The 16,771-nt window shown below is 33.4% G+C and carries 12 protein-coding genes; all 12 read left to right on the plus strand.

Annotated elements, in window-relative coordinates; genetic code table 11:
* Nucleotides 1-15 precede the first annotated feature (15 nt).
* Nucleotides 16-1,473 carry an N-6 DNA methylase gene (locus tag AACY93_RS07090; RefSeq protein ID WP_286827881.1) on the plus strand — a complete coding sequence of 486 codons (1,458 nt, stop codon included), beginning with the start codon at nt 16-18 and terminating at the stop codon, nt 1,471-1,473.
* The gene (locus AACY93_RS07095; protein WP_286827882.1) at nt 1,470-2,654 is read left to right on the plus strand and encodes a restriction endonuclease subunit S; all 1,185 of its coding nucleotides are present in this window, start codon (nt 1,470-1,472) and stop codon (nt 2,652-2,654) included. The genes AACY93_RS07090 and AACY93_RS07095 overlap by 4 nt, the downstream gene beginning before the upstream one ends.
* Complete coding sequence (locus AACY93_RS07100; protein ID WP_286827883.1) at nt 2,651-3,223, plus strand: hypothetical protein; 573 nt, start codon at nt 2,651-2,653, stop codon at nt 3,221-3,223. The genes AACY93_RS07095 and AACY93_RS07100 overlap by 4 nt, the downstream gene beginning before the upstream one ends.
* Nucleotides 3,223-4,635 carry a P-loop NTPase fold protein gene (locus tag AACY93_RS07105; RefSeq protein ID WP_286827884.1) on the plus strand — a complete coding sequence of 471 codons (1,413 nt, stop codon included), beginning with the start codon at nt 3,223-3,225 and terminating at the stop codon, nt 4,633-4,635. Before AACY93_RS07100 ends, AACY93_RS07105 begins: the two co-directional genes overlap by 1 nt.
* A 56-nt stretch (nt 4,636-4,691) precedes the next feature.
* Nucleotides 4,692-7,073 (plus strand): type I restriction endonuclease subunit R, encoded by a 2,382-nt coding sequence (locus AACY93_RS07110; RefSeq protein WP_286827885.1) that lies wholly within the window; start codon nt 4,692-4,694, stop codon nt 7,071-7,073.
* 14 nt (nt 7,074-7,087) lie between these two features.
* Nucleotides 7,088-7,441, plus strand: coding sequence for a hypothetical protein (locus AACY93_RS07115; RefSeq protein WP_286852852.1), 354 nt, complete (start codon nt 7,088-7,090; stop codon nt 7,439-7,441).
* 513 nt (nt 7,442-7,954) lie between these two features.
* Nucleotides 7,955-10,309: a sigma 54-interacting transcriptional regulator gene (locus tag AACY93_RS07120; protein ID WP_286853880.1), complete on the plus strand. Its 2,355-nt coding sequence runs from the start codon at nt 7,955-7,957 to the stop codon at nt 10,307-10,309.
* A gap of 211 nt (nt 10,310-10,520) precedes the next feature.
* Nucleotides 10,521-10,937 (plus strand): hypothetical protein, encoded by a 417-nt coding sequence (locus AACY93_RS07125; protein WP_286853878.1) that lies wholly within the window; start codon nt 10,521-10,523, stop codon nt 10,935-10,937.
* Between the two features lie 11 nt (nt 10,938-10,948).
* Complete coding sequence (locus tag AACY93_RS07130; protein WP_286853875.1) at nt 10,949-12,784, plus strand: PAS domain-containing protein; 1,836 nt, start codon at nt 10,949-10,951, stop codon at nt 12,782-12,784.
* On the plus strand, nt 12,777-13,220 hold the full coding sequence (locus AACY93_RS07135) for a response regulator (protein ID WP_286853874.1): 444 nt from the start codon (nt 12,777-12,779) through the stop codon (nt 13,218-13,220). The genes AACY93_RS07130 and AACY93_RS07135 overlap by 8 nt, the downstream gene beginning before the upstream one ends.
* Before the next feature lie 34 nt (nt 13,221-13,254).
* Complete coding sequence (locus AACY93_RS07140; RefSeq protein ID WP_286853871.1) at nt 13,255-15,195, plus strand: T9SS sorting signal type C domain-containing protein; 1,941 nt, start codon at nt 13,255-13,257, stop codon at nt 15,193-15,195.
* 2 nt (nt 15,196-15,197) lie between these two features.
* The gene (locus AACY93_RS07145; RefSeq protein ID WP_286853870.1) at nt 15,198-16,652 is read left to right on the plus strand and encodes a hypothetical protein; all 1,455 of its coding nucleotides are present in this window, start codon (nt 15,198-15,200) and stop codon (nt 16,650-16,652) included.
* Nucleotides 16,653-16,771 lie beyond the last annotated feature (119 nt).

Raw genomic sequence — 16,771 nt, forward strand, 5'->3', positions numbered from 1 at the left:
AGACGAATAAACATAATGAGTTTTGAACAAACATTTAAAAATATAGACGACCTACTATACAAAGATTCAGGTGCAGATAGTGAATTAGACTATATAGGGCAAACCTCGTGGATAATGTTTCTGCGCTATCTGGATGATTTAGAAAAAGACAAGGCAGATGAAGCCGCTTTACAAGGGAAAGAATACAGTTATATACTAGACGAAGAGTACCGTTGGAACAATTGGGCAATGCCTAAAGATGCCAATGGTGAGCTAGATCACCACGTAGCATTAACAGGACCAGATTTAATTCAGTTTGTAGATAGTAAACTATATCCATATATGGCTGGGTTTAGACAAAGAGCCGATAACCCACAGACCATAGAATATAAAATAGGTGAAATCTTCTCAGAGCTTAAAAACAAAATTCAAAGCGGATATATACTACGTGAAATTTTAGGATATATAGATGAATTACCTTTCCGTAGTTCTAAGGATAAACACGAGTTAAGCCACCTATACGAATCCAAGATTAAAAATATGGGCAATGCTGGACGTAATGGAGGACAATACTACACGCCAAGACCACTTATTAGAGCCATGATACAGGTAGTAAATCCTCAAATGGGTGAAAAGGTGTATGATGGTGCAGCAGGTTCCTGTGGCTTCTTATGTGAAGCCTACGAGTACATGTATGAGCGTATGGAGAAAACCACCTCTAACCTTAAAACCTTACAGGAAGACACTTTTTACGGTAAGGAGAAAAAGAACCTTGCCTACGTAATTGGGATTATGAATATGATACTCCATGGTATTGAAGCTCCTAATATTATTCATACCAATACATTAGGGGAAAACATACGCGATATACAAGAAAAAAATAGATACCATGTTATTTTGGCAAATCCCCCATTTGGAGGGAAGGAACGTAAAGAAGTACAGCAAAATTTTGACATTAAAACAGGAGAAACTGCCTTTCTCTTTATGCAGCACTTTCTTAAGAGCCTAAAAACAGGAGGTCGTGCAGCAGTAATTATTAAAAACACATTCTTATCAAATACAGACAATGCCTCAGTGGCTTTACGTCAACTATTATTAGACACCTGTAATCTACATACGGTTTTAGATATGCCTAGCGGAACCTTCTTAGGAGCTGGAGTAAAAACGGTAGTGCTGTTCTTTCAAAAAGGAGAACCAACCAAGAACATTTGGTATTATCAATTAGATCCTGGACGTAATATGGGTAAAACAAACCCATTGAATGATAAAGATTTAGAGGAATTTGTAAGCCTACAAAAAACCAAGCCTGAAACAGAAAAGTCTTGGAACCTAAAAGTAGCAGATATAGACGAAACCACCTGTGATTTAAGCGTTAAAAACCCTAACACACCAGAAGAAGCACCATTAAGAACACCTGAAGTTATTTTGGCTGAAATGGAACGATTGGATAGTGAAACTAATACTATTCTTAAATCTATTAAAGAGTTGATATGAGTGAAAAGTGGGATATAAAAATAATGTCTGAAGTATATGATGTTAGGGATGGAACACATGATTCACCAAAATATCAAGATGAAGGATATCCTTTGATTACTTCCAAAAACCTGAAGGATGGTATAATTACATTTGATAAGATTAAATACATATCTGAAGAAGATTACATTAGTATTAATAAAAGAAGCAAAGTTGATATTGGAGATGTCTTGTTTGCTATGATTGGGACGATTGGTAATCCAACAGTAATTACAGAGGAGCCTAATTATGCAATAAAAAATGTTGCATTGTTCAAGGTTGATGATTCTCAAAACAGTAAATTTTTGAAGTATTATCTTGAATCGCCATTTGTTATAGATAAAATGATGAATGATGCTAAAGGGTCTACTCAACGTTTTGTTGGGTTAGGGTATTTAAGAAAATTCCCAATCCCAATCCCACCACTCCCAGAACAACAACAAATAGTCGCCATTTTAGATCAAACCTTTAAAGCCATAGACCAAGCCAAAGCCAATATTGAAAGGAATATAGAGAATGCTAAAGAGCTGTTTCAATCTAAACTCAATGATATCTTTAGCCAAAAAGGTGAGGGATGGGAGGAGAAGAGTTTGGGGGAATTAGGTAAAGTATCTATGTGCAAAAGGATACTCAAAAAACAAACCACACCGATTGGAGATATACCCTTTTATAAAATTGGCACATTTGGTAAAACTCCAAATGCTTTCATAAGAAAGGAAACTTATGAAGAATATAGGTCTAAATATTCCTTTCCTAAAAAAGGTGATATTCTTTTGTCTGCTTCTGGCACAATAGGTAGAAGAGTTGTGTATGATGGATTACCTGCATATTTTCAAGACTCTAACATTGTTTGGATTGATAATAATGAAGAATTAGTAACGAATGAATATTTATATCAGTTTTATGGTGTTTGTGATTTCAATCCATCTAAAGGTGCTACAATTTCAAGATTATATAATGATGATTTAAGAAAAATAAAAATATCTTTTCCAAGTATAGAAGAGCAAAAGGATATTATTCCAAAAATGAAAGAATTAAGAAAACAAACTTTTCAAATAGAATCAAACTATAATAGGAAGCTTGAAGATTTAGAAGAACTCAAAAAATCCATCTTACAAAAAGCCTTTGCAGGAGAGTTAACTAATAAAATGGTTGAGGTGTGATAGCAGTCAAACATCAATTAGCTGATAAGGAGTTTTATGTCCCTACTTGGTCACTTAAATATCTATTTATTGGGACTTTTAATCCTAAAGGAGGAGAGGAAGTTGAGTATTATTATGGTCGTGAAAGAAATCAGTTTTGGCCGTTATTACGTGAAATATTTGGTGGAGAATTTAATTTATATAATAAAGAAACCTTTTTCAATGAATTAAAAAAATACGGAATTGGTTGTATGGACATGATTAAAGAACTTGATGTGCCTGAAAATAAATTAATCAATGTACAAGGAAAAGGCTATAAAGATTCTAAAATAATTAATACTTGTTTAGATAGGTTTTATAATACAGAATCAATTAATACTGTAATAGCTAAAAACAAAGGTGTTAAAGTTTATACTACATGGGGTACTGGCTCTAAACTAAAAGAATGGAGAAGTGAAGTAGGAAAAATTGAAAGCACTGTAGTTGAGTTAAAATCACCTAGTATGGCAGCAAGAGTGCCAAAAGGAGAGAAAAAGTTTGAATACATGTTAAATGATTGGAGCTCAAAAATTAATATAAATCACTCTTAATGAAGTTAAAGAACAACGACATAGTAATTCCTGAAGATGGTTCTAATCCGTTTATTAATTGTAAACTGGATAGAAAGAAATATGCAGATATTTTAACAAATATAGTAGAAAGTTATGCAGATGGTTTTGTACTTGCAATAAACAATCCATGGGGAGAAGGAAAAACGACGTTTGTGAAAATGTGGCGTCAGGATATGATTAATAATGGTTTCCAGACACTCTACTATAATGCCTGGGAGAACGATTTTGAAAATGATGTTTTAATTGCATTAATTTCAGAATTAGGAGAGCTTAAAAATAAGCCTGAACAAAAATTTAAAGACGTCCTTAAAAAGGTCGTCCCTTTAACAAGTTCACTGCTACCATCTATTGGAAAACATTTGGCAAAAAGGTTAGTTGGAGATGAAGCGGTTGAAGACTTAATTGAAACTATTGGAGAATATACTGAAGACCAATTAAAAGAGGCAACTAAAAAATATTCCTCACGTAAAAAGAGTATACAAGATTTTAAAGATAGTTTAGAATCATTTGTAAATGAAGCAGGTAATGGAAAACCTATTGTCTTTATGATAGATGAACTTGACAGATGCAGACCAAATTATGCAGTAGAGGTATTAGAACAAATAAAACACCTGTTTTCTGTGCCAGGAATTGTGTTTGTTTTATCTATTGATAAAATTCAATTAGGATATGCAGTAAGGGGTGTTTATGGAAGTGAAAATATTGACGCTGATGAATACTTAAGGAGATTTATTGATTTGGAATATGTTATTCCAGAGCCAAATAAAAGGCAATTGGTGGATTATTTTTATGATTACTTCTCATTTAATGAATTCTTTTTAAGTAGCAGACAGTCTCATTTGAAACATGAAGCATCAAATTTTAAAAATTTTGCGTCTGCTATTATAAAAGGAAAAGAAATTAATTTAAGAAGAATTGAGAAACTATTTTCTGCTTCTAGAGTTGCTTTAAAAACTGTAAACCCAAATGATCATTTATTTCCAGATTTATTCTTGTTATTAATTTTTTTAAAGATTAATAAAAGAGAGATTTTTTCTAAAATAAAAGAGAAAGTTTTTGATGTACAGCAACTTATTTTTGAAATAGAAAGTATATTTCAAAATGTTGATGACCAAGACCAACCATTATTCATATATGCAATAGTAAATTTGGCGGTTGCTTATCATAATTACAGATATTTTGATATATATCCTTTTGTGCCATTTGATATAGAAAAAGATGAATATAATAATCCAATTTCAATTAACTTGAAATCAAAATTTGATAAAACGGAGAACAATAGAGATTTATTGAATTCCTATGTTAGTCTAAAAAGATACATTATTGTAGAAAGGTTTAATATTTTACCAATATTAAACAGAATTGAATTGTTAGATCCAATTGTCAGTTAAAGAAAAGAATATATAAAAAGACATTTGTATATTTAAATTATAAAAATCCGTAATAATTGAACGAAGCACAAACCAAACACGACTTAATAGAACCAGCTTTACGTGAGGCAGGTTGGGGAGTTATTGAAGGCAGTCGTATCCGTTTAGAGTTTCCCATTACTAAAGGACGTTTAATAGGTCAAGGAAGACGTAATAAAGCCTTGTTTGCAGATTATGTGTTAGAGTATCAAAACAGACGTATTGGCGTTATAGAAGCTAAAAAACGTGACTTATATTATACAGATGGTTTGGGTCAAGCTAAAGACTATGCAGAGCGTTTAAATATACGCTATACCTATGCTACCAATGGTTTGAAAATTTATGGTGTAGATATGCAAGAAGCCACAGAAGGCGATGTCAGCAAATATCCGACACCTCAAGAATTATGGGAGATGACCTTCCCAGCTCCTAAAGAAGATTATAAAGTAGAAATAGCAAATTGGAAAGAACGTTTATTTGCCATTCCTTTTGAAGATAGATCTGGGACTTGGCAACCTAGATACTATCAGGAAAATGCCATTACAAATGTATTAAATGCCATAGCAGAAAAGAAAGATAGAATTCTATTAACCCTTGCAACTGGAACAGGTAAAACAGCCATTGCATTTCAAATAGCTTGGAAGCTGTTTCATGCCAAATGGAACCTACGTCGTGATGGCAGTAGAAGTCCAAGAATTCTGTTTTTAGCAGATAGAAACATTTTGGCAGATCAAGCCTTTAATTCTTTTAATGCTTTTGAAGAAGATGCACTTGTACGTATAGCACCTTCAGAAATAAAAAAGAAAAAACAGGTTCCTAAAAACGGAAATATCTTTTTTACCATCTTTCAAACCTTTATGTCTGGTCCAGACGATTCACCCTATTTTGGAGAGTATCCAAAGGACTTTTTTGATTTCATTATTATAGACGAATGTCATAGAGGTGGTAATAAAGACGAGAGTTCATGGCGAGCTATTATGGATTATTTTAGTCCAGCAGTACAATTAGGTTTAACTGCCACGCCAAAACGTGATATTAATGGTGATACTTATGCTTACTTTGGTGATCCAGTGTATATCTATTCTCTTAAAGCAGGAATTAATGATGGATTTCTAACACCTTTCAAAGTCAAAGAAATTAGCACGACCTTAGATGATTACACCTATACAGAAGATGATGAGGTTGAATCAGGAGAAATAGATGAAGAACGTGAATATACAGAAGTAGATTTCAACCGTATTATTGAAATAAAAGCAAGAGAAGAGTATCGTGTCAAATTGTTTATGGAAAGTATCAATCAGAATCAAAAAACACTAGTATTCTGTGCAACCCAAATTCATGCAGCAGCAGTCAGAGATTTAATCAATCAATATGCTACAAGTAAAAACCCTAACTATTGTCACAGAGTCACAGCAGACGATGGTAAAATTGGTGAAATGCATTTAAGAGATTTTCAAGACAATGAAAAAAGCATACCTACCATACTAACAACTTCACAAAAATTAAGCACAGGAGTAGATGCTCCTGAAATAAGAAATATAGTCTTAATGCGTCCTGTGAATTCTATGATTGAGTTTAAGCAAATTGTAGGTCGTGGTACTCGCTTATTTGATGGTAAAGACTATTTTACTATATACGATTTTGTTAATGCTCATGAGCATTTTAAAGACCCTGAATGGGATGGAGAACCACTAGACCCTGTTGATCCACCTGGAGGAGGAAGTCCTCGTATATGCAAGGTATGTGGACAAAAACCATGCGTTTGTGTTAAAGAACCAGAACCACTTTGTTATGTGTGTGAGAATGATCCTTGTGTGTGTGAAACGGCACCTAAATCCATGCTTAAAATTAAATTATCCAAACAAAAGGAATTAGAAATTGACTCTATGATTAAAACCTCTTTTTGGAGTCCAGATGGTAAACCTATTTCAGCAGAGCAGTTTATTAAAAGCCTGTTTGGAGATATCCCACAATTATTCAATAGTGAAGACGATTTACGTAAAATATGGAGTATTCCAAGTACACGAAAAAAACTATTAGAGGAGCTTTCAGAACTAGGTTACACAACAGCACAATTAGATGATTTACGTAAGCTTGTTCATGGAGAAGACAGCGACCTATTTGATGTGTTATCTTATATAGCTTATAGTTCCTCTTTAGTTCCTAGATTAAACAGAGCAGAAAAAGCAAAAGTTCATTTTAACGACTATAACCATGCACAACAAGAGTTCTTAAACTTTGTGTTAGAACAATACGTAAAAGTTGGAGTAGAAGAATTAGATGAAGATAAACTAGGCGATTTATTAATATTAAAATATCAAGCAATTACAGATGCAAAAGCAAAACTAGGAGATATACCGTCTATCAGAAATACCTTTATAGGATTTCAAGAGCATTTGTATGGTCGTGATACAGGTTAATGCAAACTGATATTATGAAAAAATATATTGGAAAAATTTTCTGGATTTCTGGATATTATGAGATTGAAATTGATGGCTCAAGCTTATCCGCTGATATTACAAGAGCAATATATAGTGAGAACACATTCCGAATAGAACATTCAAAAACAAATGATTTTTCAAGTGGACTCATTAGGTTGAAAACGGAAAATGGATTTTTATTCTCAGGTTCAATGAAATATATTGATGAAGCTAAATCTGCAGCTACTGTAAATCTAGAGTTTTATGATAACTCTGTCAATTCAATGTTTATTGGTAAGTGGAATGAGGATAATGTATTATTTACTTGCATCATTAAGTTACAAGAGGTTGATAATTTTGAAAAATAAAATTATTTGTCTTTATAGGAGGTGAAAATAAGGTGTTATATCCTGACGTAGGATATACAGGTTTTATTATACTGGTAGTTTAATAAGTTTAAATTAAACCGTCCAGACCGCAAATATTGCTCAAGCTCCAAGAAGTTGGAGCTTTTTTTAGCGATAAAAATTAGTTGTGTTGTTTTGACAGGTGTAGTAGTCTGTCAATGGTAGTAAAGTTGATTTTTTCAGCTTTATCCAATGGAAAGCTTTCCTTTCTTCAGTACTTGATGGCCTTGGCTAAAGAGTTTGAAAATTGGGATGCTTTTTTGTTTTAAGACCATTTTTGCTTTATAAAAAACACCATGACTAAAGATTGTTTTTAAATTAATAATCAGTCATTTAATTTCTACAATAATAATTAATTCCATTCTTAAGTTTCAGTCAATCTTTTTTTTAACTCCATTAAATTCCGTAAATTTATTGATAGACCTGCATAAAAAAGTTGTCCTCAAATCCAAAAAAATGTAGGTTTAATATGGTATGAGCAAACAAAATAATGAAATATTGAGTGGATTAAACTCAAGTGAGTTTACCCAAATATTAAACGAAAACACCTTAATGTGTTTACTAAACCTAAAGGGTAAATTTGTTTATATAAGCGACCCGTTGTGTTCCCTATTGGGATATCAAGAAAAAGATTTGTTTAACAAAAACATAACCTTACTTAAACCTACATCAGTCAATAAGCATCAAAGTAAAGATTGGTGGACCACAATTAAAGAAACTCACCATTGGCATGGGTATGTTAATTTTTTAAAACAAAATGGCCAAGAGCGAAAGTTAATGAGTACAGTTTCCTTGATGGAGAGTCAAGAAAACAAAGAAGCATATTTTTTATGTGTCTTTAAATTATTGCCTCTACCTAAAGAAGTTGAGGAATTTGTGGACAACGAGTTATGTTTCAAATGGTTTTTTGTTAACAGCCCCATTCCTAAAGCCCTATTTAGCTTGGATACATTTCAATATATAGATGTTAACAACGCTTGGGAAAATTTCATTGGTTTCAATAAAAGGGAGGTTGTTGGCCAAACACCAGAAAATTTAAATATTCACAACTACTTCGATACAAGTTTTGTCGAGAACTTAAAATCCAAAGAAAATCACACCCATAATTTAGATAATGGAATTGTCTTTTTAAAATCTTCAGAAAAGAAACGGGTTATATTAAACTATGAAAAAATTGTTATTAATGGTAAAGCGTTTTTGCTTGAAGTTATAAACGATATTACAGATAGGATAAAATATCAAAAGGAATTAAAAAGCATATCCAAAAAATCCATAGAGAAAAAAGATGCCATTTTAAAGCTGGCTGGATTGGTTGGCAGTGATCTAAATTATGTTTTTGAAGAGATTACCAAGTTGGCTGCCAATACCATGCAAACGGAACGGGTTTCCATCTGGGAATTTGATTCCAAAAGAAAATACATTTCCTGTAAATGTGCCTTCAATTCCAAAGATGAAAAATATTTCAATCATATTGAACTTAAGTCACACGATTACCCAAAATATTTTAATTCGCTTTTTAAGAACAAAATTATGAAGGTTGATGATGTTTTGGAAGATAAAAGAACAAAGAATTTTACAGATGCTTATTTTAAGCCTTATGGGATTAAATCCACTCTGGATGTTTTAATACAAGGACATTATTCCCCTTATGGTGTGTTGTGTTTTGAGCGTTTGGAATCTACAGATGAATGGACAATTGAAGACGAGGAATTTGCAACATCCATAGCCAGTATCATATCATTGGCTGTGGAAAGTGACAAAAGAAAAACAGCCGAAATAGAGCTTATCAAATCCAATGAAAAACTGGTATCCTTAAATTCAGAATTAAGTAAATTAAAAAAAGAACTGGAACAGCAAAACATCTATTTACGTAAAGAAATTGATTTGGTGTTTAATTATGAAGAAATGGTTTATGGAAGCAAGTCTTTTAGTCAAGTGCTTACAGAGGTAGAGCATGTGGCAGCCACAAATGCTACCGTTTTGTTATTGGGAGAGTCTGGTACAGGTAAGGAGTTGTTGGCCAGAGCTGTACATAATATTAGCCCTAGAAAAAGCAAACCATTGATTAAGGTAAACTGTGCTGCAATTCCCAAGGAACTTATAGAAAGTGAGCTGTTTGGTCATAAAAAAGGATCTTTTACTGGTGCTATTAATGATAAACTGGGAAAATTTCAATTGGCAGATGGAGGGACTTTGTTTTTAGATGAAATAGGCGAATTGCCATGGGACATGCAACCTAAGTTACTAAGAGCCATTCAAGAATCGGAAGTGGAACAAATAGGAAGTACTAAAACCGAGAAAGTTGATATAAGAATTATTGCAGCAACCAACAGAAACCTTGAAAAAGAAGTTAAAGAAAAAAATTTTCGTGAAGATTTATATTTTAGGCTGAATGTTTTTCCCATTACCATTCCGCCATTAAGAGAACGTGTTGAGGATATACCAATATTAATTGAACATTTTGTCAATAAATTCAGTAAACAATACAATAAAAACGTCAAATACATTTCTGAAGAGACCAAACGCAATTTACAATCCTACAATTGGCCAGGTAACATAAGGGAATTGGAAAACCTGGTGGAGCGAGCCGTTATTTTATCCAATGATGAAAAACTGGTGATTCCCAATTTTAAATCCTCATCCAAAGAGTCTTTAATCTCATCTACCATTTTGTCTTTGGACGATGTACAAAGAAACCATATCAAGAAAGTTCTTAAAAAATGTAACTACAAAATTGACGGCCCAGAAGGAGCTGCAAAATTACTGGAAATGAAACCCAGCACCTTAAGGGACCGGATAAAAAAATTGGGTATAGAAAGACCTAAATAAAAACACGGTATTCCGTGTAATTTCTTTTCGTCGAATATTTTTATCGGTATGCCGTGACCGATTTTTTTTCGACCATTATTTTTTATTATTTGCAACCACCTATATTTCAATTACTTACAATTAAATAAAAGACAATTTAGTCTTTTTTGAAGTGTTTGGCACACATATTGGCGATGTGTTTTCGCATTAAATCCCCAAATGATGCCTTTATATGAATACACCTATTTTAGATCAATCTGAAAAAGTAAAATTTTGGATTGAAAACGACATTCTGTTTTGTAAGTTCAGTCAGGTTGACTGCTACCTTTCTGAAGAAGCAGCAAAAGCTTACTTGCTTATCATAAAAAAAATCTGTCAAGGTAAATCCATGCCTTTACTAATTGATATCCGTAATTTTATAGGAAATTTTTCTCCCACTGCTGCAAAAATGTTTGCCAATAGTCCCATCTTAAAACATCATGTGATGTTACAGGCTTTTGTGGCAGACACGTTAAATAGCAAACTCCTTATCAGTTCTTATGTTAGGATTTACACCAAGGACTCCCATGTTAAGATATTTAACGATTTTGAATCTGCTTTGGCATATTGTATTGAATATAAAAATAAATTTTTAGCTCAAAAAAATTAAAGGCTTAGAACATGCAGGACAATATGCTATTGAATTCTTTTGAAAACCATTTTATCGTCTCCATTTCAGACACTCAAGGGAACATTGTTTATTCCAATGATAATTTTTTAAAATTGTTAAATAAACCAATCAATCAAAGTGTAGGGCAGGCTCAGGAATTGCTTAAATCCCTTTTGCAAACCAAAGAACTCTTTTGTCAAGTTTGGAGAGCGATCTTGGCTGGCGAAAAGTGGAGAGGCATCTTGTTCTATAAAGGGAATGGCAATAAAAATCATTGGTTGGATACAACCATTAGTCCCATTAAAAATGAAAACGGACACATTGTAAGGTATGTAACCATAAGCAATGATATCACTAATTATTATTGCAAGGAAACTCACAACAATACTATATACTGTAAAGAAAAGAAGCTAATAGAAAATTTCACCAAGGAAGTACTGTACATAAATAGATATGGAAAAATAATCAACACCTCAGAAAACATTTTAAACAATACCTACAATAGTATAGTGGGATCCAATATCTATGACTTTATTCATCCTGCCAACCATGGATATATAAAAGAGCAGGTTGACAAGGTGTTTGATAAAGGTAAAAAATGTAAATATCAGTCGGTAGGATTGTCTCCCAAAGGAAACCAAACCTTATATGTCTCCAAGATCAAACCTGTGTTTAATATAGATAACGAGGTTATCTACGCCACCTTAAAATCTAAAAAACATAGAAACATTATCAATGCCAATAATAAGCTTAAAGCTATTGAAACCAAATACAGTAACATATTTCAATCTATAAATGTTGGAATATTGGTTGTTGCCAATAGTGTAGGAAACATCATTGAATGGAATAAAGGAGCTGAGTTGGCTTTTGGCTACTCCAGTTCAGAAATCATAGGAGAACCATTAACCATCTTAATGTCTAAAAAACAAGTGGATGTTGGTGTTAAAGAATTGCTGAAAGCCAAAAACAAATTGGACAATAACACGTATGACGACACCATAGAAATGTTGGGCCAAAGAAAGAATGGTGAAGAATTTCCAGTAGAATTTGCCATGAGCCATTGGCGAAATGGCAAAGAAAAATTTTACTGTGCTTTTATGTTGGATATTTCCAAACGAAAAAAACTGGAAGAAAAATTAAAAAAGACCACTAAAGATTTAGAACTGTTTTTATATCGTTCTGCACATGAGTTAAAAGCGCCACTTACTTCTGCTGAAGGCTTACTTCTTTTGTTAAAAGAAGAGAAGCAAAGCAAAAGGGTGTCCCTTCTAATAAACATGCTTGATGAAACCTTGGAAAAAGGGCGTTTGCTCCTGGATGATTTGGCTTTTGCTTCAATAATTTCAGAAAAAAGAAGAAGCATTACGGTTATAGATTTTAAATCCAAAATTAACACGACCCTGGAAACTTTTAAAGGGATTAAAAATTTTGATGCTATAAAATTCCAGGTTCAAGTAGAGCAAAAAACAGATTTTTACTTTAATCAAGAGCTCATGGATTCTGTTTTTCAAAACTTAATACATAACGCTATTTGTTTCTCTAAATCAAAAACCAACAACCACACACCAATCACAAAAATTAAGGTAAAGGTTTCAGAAAAACATGTGAGCGTAATAGTTGCAGATAATGGTCTGGGAATTAGTAATGAATTTATAGATAAAGTCTTCGATCTTTATTTTAAGGCAAATAGTGTCAACTCCAATGGTGCTGGATTGGGATTATATATTGTGAAACGAATAGTGGACGATTTTAATGGGCATGTTACTGTAACCAGTAAAATAAACAAAGGCACTTCGTTTGAAGTGATTTTACCAAATTTAAAAGAAGGAGAATTAAATAATGATTAAAAATGTGATGCTGATTGATGACAACAAAATAGACTTATTTGTCAATCAAAGAATTATTGAAAAATACAATCCTGAAATAGGTATAAAGACATTTAACAATGCCATTTCTGCAATAAGTTTTTTTAAACTTTTGGAACTCAATATCAATATAAAACCTTTAACGGTTCCAGATGTTGTTTTGTTGGATATCAATATGCCAGAAATGAATGGGTTTAACTTTTTTAAAGAATTTAACAGGTTAAACCTCATTGATAAAAGTAAAATAGATATCTATATGTTATCCTCTTCGCTTTGCCCAGACGATATTTATAGAGCTCGAATGGAAACCCATTGTTCTGGATATATTACCAAACCCTTAACAGTCCCTAAACTTGAAAATGTGTTTAACAAATCTGTAAATAATGTGGAATATGAAAAATTCAAAAAAATAATCTAGACCTAAAAACCAATTATTAACCAAATCTTAAAAAATGAACTTAAAACCTAAACTATTGCCTGTTTTTGTTTTGGGTATCTGCTCTCTGGCAAATGCACAAATAATTAACAATGGCATAATTAAAATTACAACAAACACAAACGTGTTTGTTCAGGATGAGTACACAAACGATACTTCGGGCAATCATGTTTGTGATGGCAATTTTTACCTAAACAGTAATTTTGTAAACAATGGAACCACATCTGCATCCTCTGGGACCACTTATTTTAAGAGTGCCACCAACAATCTGTTAACCTTGTCAGGAACCAGCGACAATGCCAATTTTTACAATTTAGAAATTGATGTCACTGCTGCTGATAAGAAAGGGGTTTCTGTGGCAAATAATTTTGCATTGCAAGTGGCAAATACTGTGCATTTTAAAAGTGGCGATTTAAGGCTTGTAGGAGAAGCCCAGCTTATACAGGAGCATGCTGGAACAGACAACAATACGGCTGTTTCTGGAAAATTGCTTGTAGACCAACAAGGAACTGTGTCTCCTTTTCAATATGATTATTGGTCATCACCAGTAACTAATGGAGGCATGTTTTCTCTTTCTGGAGGAAAGTTTGATGGCTCAGATGCCGTAATCAATGCTTTTAATCCTACACAAATATTGTTCAATTCTGGCTCGCCTTACAATGGGTTACCATCTGTATTGGATGGAGGAGGCAATGTTACAACAGCCTTAACCATTAATACCAGATGGCTTTATAAATATTCTAGAGGTTCTGGCTCTTATGCAGAATGGATTGCTTTAAATGGTTCAAGTACCTTGCTTCCAGGGGAAGGTTACACCATGAAAGGTCCCAATGCTTTAACTTCCAAGCAAAATTATGTGTATTATGGACTGCCAAATAATGGCGATTATCAGTTTGCAATAACCACTGGAGAAAGTATTTTATTGGGAAACCCTTATCCATCTGCATTAGATGCTGAAAAATTCCTGAACGATAACATTTCTGTGGTAGAGTCCCTTTATTTTTGGGTGGATGGAGGATCGACGTCTCATGTGCTTTCAGATTATTTAGGAGGATATGCCATAAGAAACCTTACTGGAGGAACACCTCCTTCCATTGCTTCACCACTTATTTCAGGAATTGGTACCTCGGGAACAGTGACTGCACCTTCACAATATGTGCCAATTGCCAAAGGGTTTTTTGTGCTAGCCATAGGTTCTGGAAATGTTGTTTTTAATAATTCACAGCGTTATTTTAAAACAGAATCCAACAGACTTGTTAATACTTTAGATACTGGCAATAAGTATCTTAGAATAGGTTATGAAGATCCTGAAGGTTTTCATAGACAGTTATTGTTGGGCTTTATGCCAAATTCTTCGGCAGATTTAAGCTATAATCCTGGATACGATGCCATTCAGTTAATGACTAGGGAAGACGATGTGTTTTTTATTATTGACAACAATCCCAACAAACAGTATGCCATTCAAGGTGTTAATGGTTTTTCGGAATTCATGGAATTTCCCATAGGACTGGTCATTTCTGAAGCAGGAACCCATCAACTAATGTTGGATGCTGTTGAAAATTTTACAGAAACCGTTTATCTAAAGGACAATCTATTGAACACAACCCATGATTTAACTGCGTCTAATTTCGAAATTAATTTACCAGCAGGAGACTATTTGGACAGGTTCTCTATAGTTTTCCAGCCGGCTGAGACCTTAACAACATCCAACCCAGAATTGGAACAAACGTTGGTTTATTACAATGGCGAAAACCATATAGTAGTTTCTAAGCCAAGTTCCCTGGAAGTCGATAGTGTAGACGTATACAACATGCTTGGACAGCATATTTTATCTGTTTCAGAAAACTTAAAAAATCAAAATAAAATTTTAATTCCTTTTACAAACAGCCAAGGTGTTTATTTGGTTGTTATAAATTCAAAAAGCTCAAAAAAATCTACTAAAATCTTAAAATACTAATTATGAAAACAAAAAATTTACCCTTATTCGCAATAAAATGCATGGCCTTTTTTTTATTGAGTGCAAATATATATTCACAGGTTGGCATAGGAACTTTAACACCTAATGCTTCTGCCATGTTGGACGTTGAGTCTACAACCAAAGGTTTGTTGACTCCAAGGATGACTTCTGCAGAAAGAACAGCCATCTCAAACCCTGCCAATGGCTTGTTGGTGTATGATACGACTGAAAATGCTTTTTATTTTTATAAATCTGCTACTTGGACCAAATTAGATTCTAAAGTAAGGGATAACTATAAGTTAATAAAATCTGCTGCCGATTTGAGTGCTGAATTAACAGCTGGTGGTGGCAGCAAATACCTGCTTAATTCCAACACACTTTATGAAATCAACGGAACCATAAACTTGGCTTATCCTATAGACATCAATAATGCTTATGTAATGGGCTTGGATACAAACGAAGACAAGTTGGTAAGAGCCAGTGGAAATTTATTTGTTGGAAACCAAGGAGGTTCTATCAAAAACTTAACCTTAGCTGGTGGTACCATTTTTAATTTAACAGGAAGTGCAGCACAGAACTTAATTATAAGGGATTTGGTTATTGCCAATGCCTCCTCTGTTGGGACCATTAGTGGATATGGCATGGTGTTTCTTAGCGTTGTGCAGTATATTGGTAACACAACTGGGGTGACGTATACTAATATTGGAAATTTGCTTATAAGCAATACAGGTTGGTTCTCTACAAATTTAGGAACCTACGAAACATATACTGGAACTTTTGATTTTATTGAAAAGCAAGGAGGTTTTATGGTTGTTAATGGTTCTGCTAAAGGGATAGATGTAAGCAGTAACCCAACTGTTACAAAAGCTGTATTGACAGGTGTGAGTTTCAGTGGAACAAGCACAGAATATGTAAAAAAATATACTACAGGTTCTTATCCTAATTATAATTTTACCAACTCTTGGACCGTAAATTGCCCAGGGATAAAATTGGAATCAGATGAAGTTGCATCTGCTAATATTTATTACGATGGAACCATTACCACAGGATTTGTCCAAACCGTTGCAAACAATAATGTTTTTAATTTAACAGGTAACTCCAATTCCAACACCACAACTGCAGTAAATTTATTGAGAACCAATTCCACTCAAGACAACCGTATTACCTATGTAGGAAAAAAAACAAGAACATTCCAAGTGGATGCAGCCTTATCCATTAGAGGGAATTCTGGACTAGGAGATTATTATGCCTTTTTTATTCGAAAGAATGGAAGTACAACCTTAATAGAAACCAATACCTTAATGAGGGTTAATAATACGTCTGACATCTCAAGCAACGCCATTTCAGGAACAGTGGAATTGGCACCAAACGATTATATTGAAATTTGGGGTCAACGATTAGTGGGTTCAGGAACCACAAGTATTACTGTTTTCTCGTTAAACTTAAGTATTAAATAACTTTTTTGTTTGCTATAACTTTGGTTAAAATATGTGAAAAATTTGAAGGCATGCCTGTCGAAAGACAGGTATGTTTTTGTTTGTAATGGATAGGTTTTGTGAAACATTGGTTAACATTT

Source organism: uncultured Xanthomarina sp. (assembly GCF_963971605.1).
Taxonomy (GTDB): Bacteria; Bacteroidota; Bacteroidia; order Flavobacteriales; family Flavobacteriaceae; genus Xanthomarina; species Xanthomarina gelatinilytica.

Coding starts and splice junctions, on each gene's coding strand:
- AACY93_RS07135 (WP_286853874.1), top strand. CDS start 12,777: ATGATTAAAAATGTGATGCTGATTGATGACAACAAAATAGACTTATTT.
- AACY93_RS07095 (WP_286827882.1), top strand. CDS start 1,470: ATGAGTGAAAAGTGGGATATAAAAATAATGTCTGAAGTATATGATGTT.
- AACY93_RS07140 (WP_286853871.1), top strand. CDS start 13,255: ATGAACTTAAAACCTAAACTATTGCCTGTTTTTGTTTTGGGTATCTGC.
- AACY93_RS07115 (WP_286852852.1), top strand. CDS start 7,088: ATGAAAAAATATATTGGAAAAATTTTCTGGATTTCTGGATATTATGAG.
- AACY93_RS07105 (WP_286827884.1), top strand. CDS start 3,223: ATGAAGTTAAAGAACAACGACATAGTAATTCCTGAAGATGGTTCTAAT.
- AACY93_RS07120 (WP_286853880.1), top strand. CDS start 7,955: ATGAGCAAACAAAATAATGAAATATTGAGTGGATTAAACTCAAGTGAG.
- AACY93_RS07130 (WP_286853875.1), top strand. CDS start 10,949: ATGCAGGACAATATGCTATTGAATTCTTTTGAAAACCATTTTATCGTC.
- AACY93_RS07090 (WP_286827881.1), top strand. CDS start 16: ATGAGTTTTGAACAAACATTTAAAAATATAGACGACCTACTATACAAA.
- AACY93_RS07125 (WP_286853878.1), top strand. CDS start 10,521: ATGAATACACCTATTTTAGATCAATCTGAAAAAGTAAAATTTTGGATT.
- AACY93_RS07145 (WP_286853870.1), top strand. CDS start 15,198: ATGAAAACAAAAAATTTACCCTTATTCGCAATAAAATGCATGGCCTTT.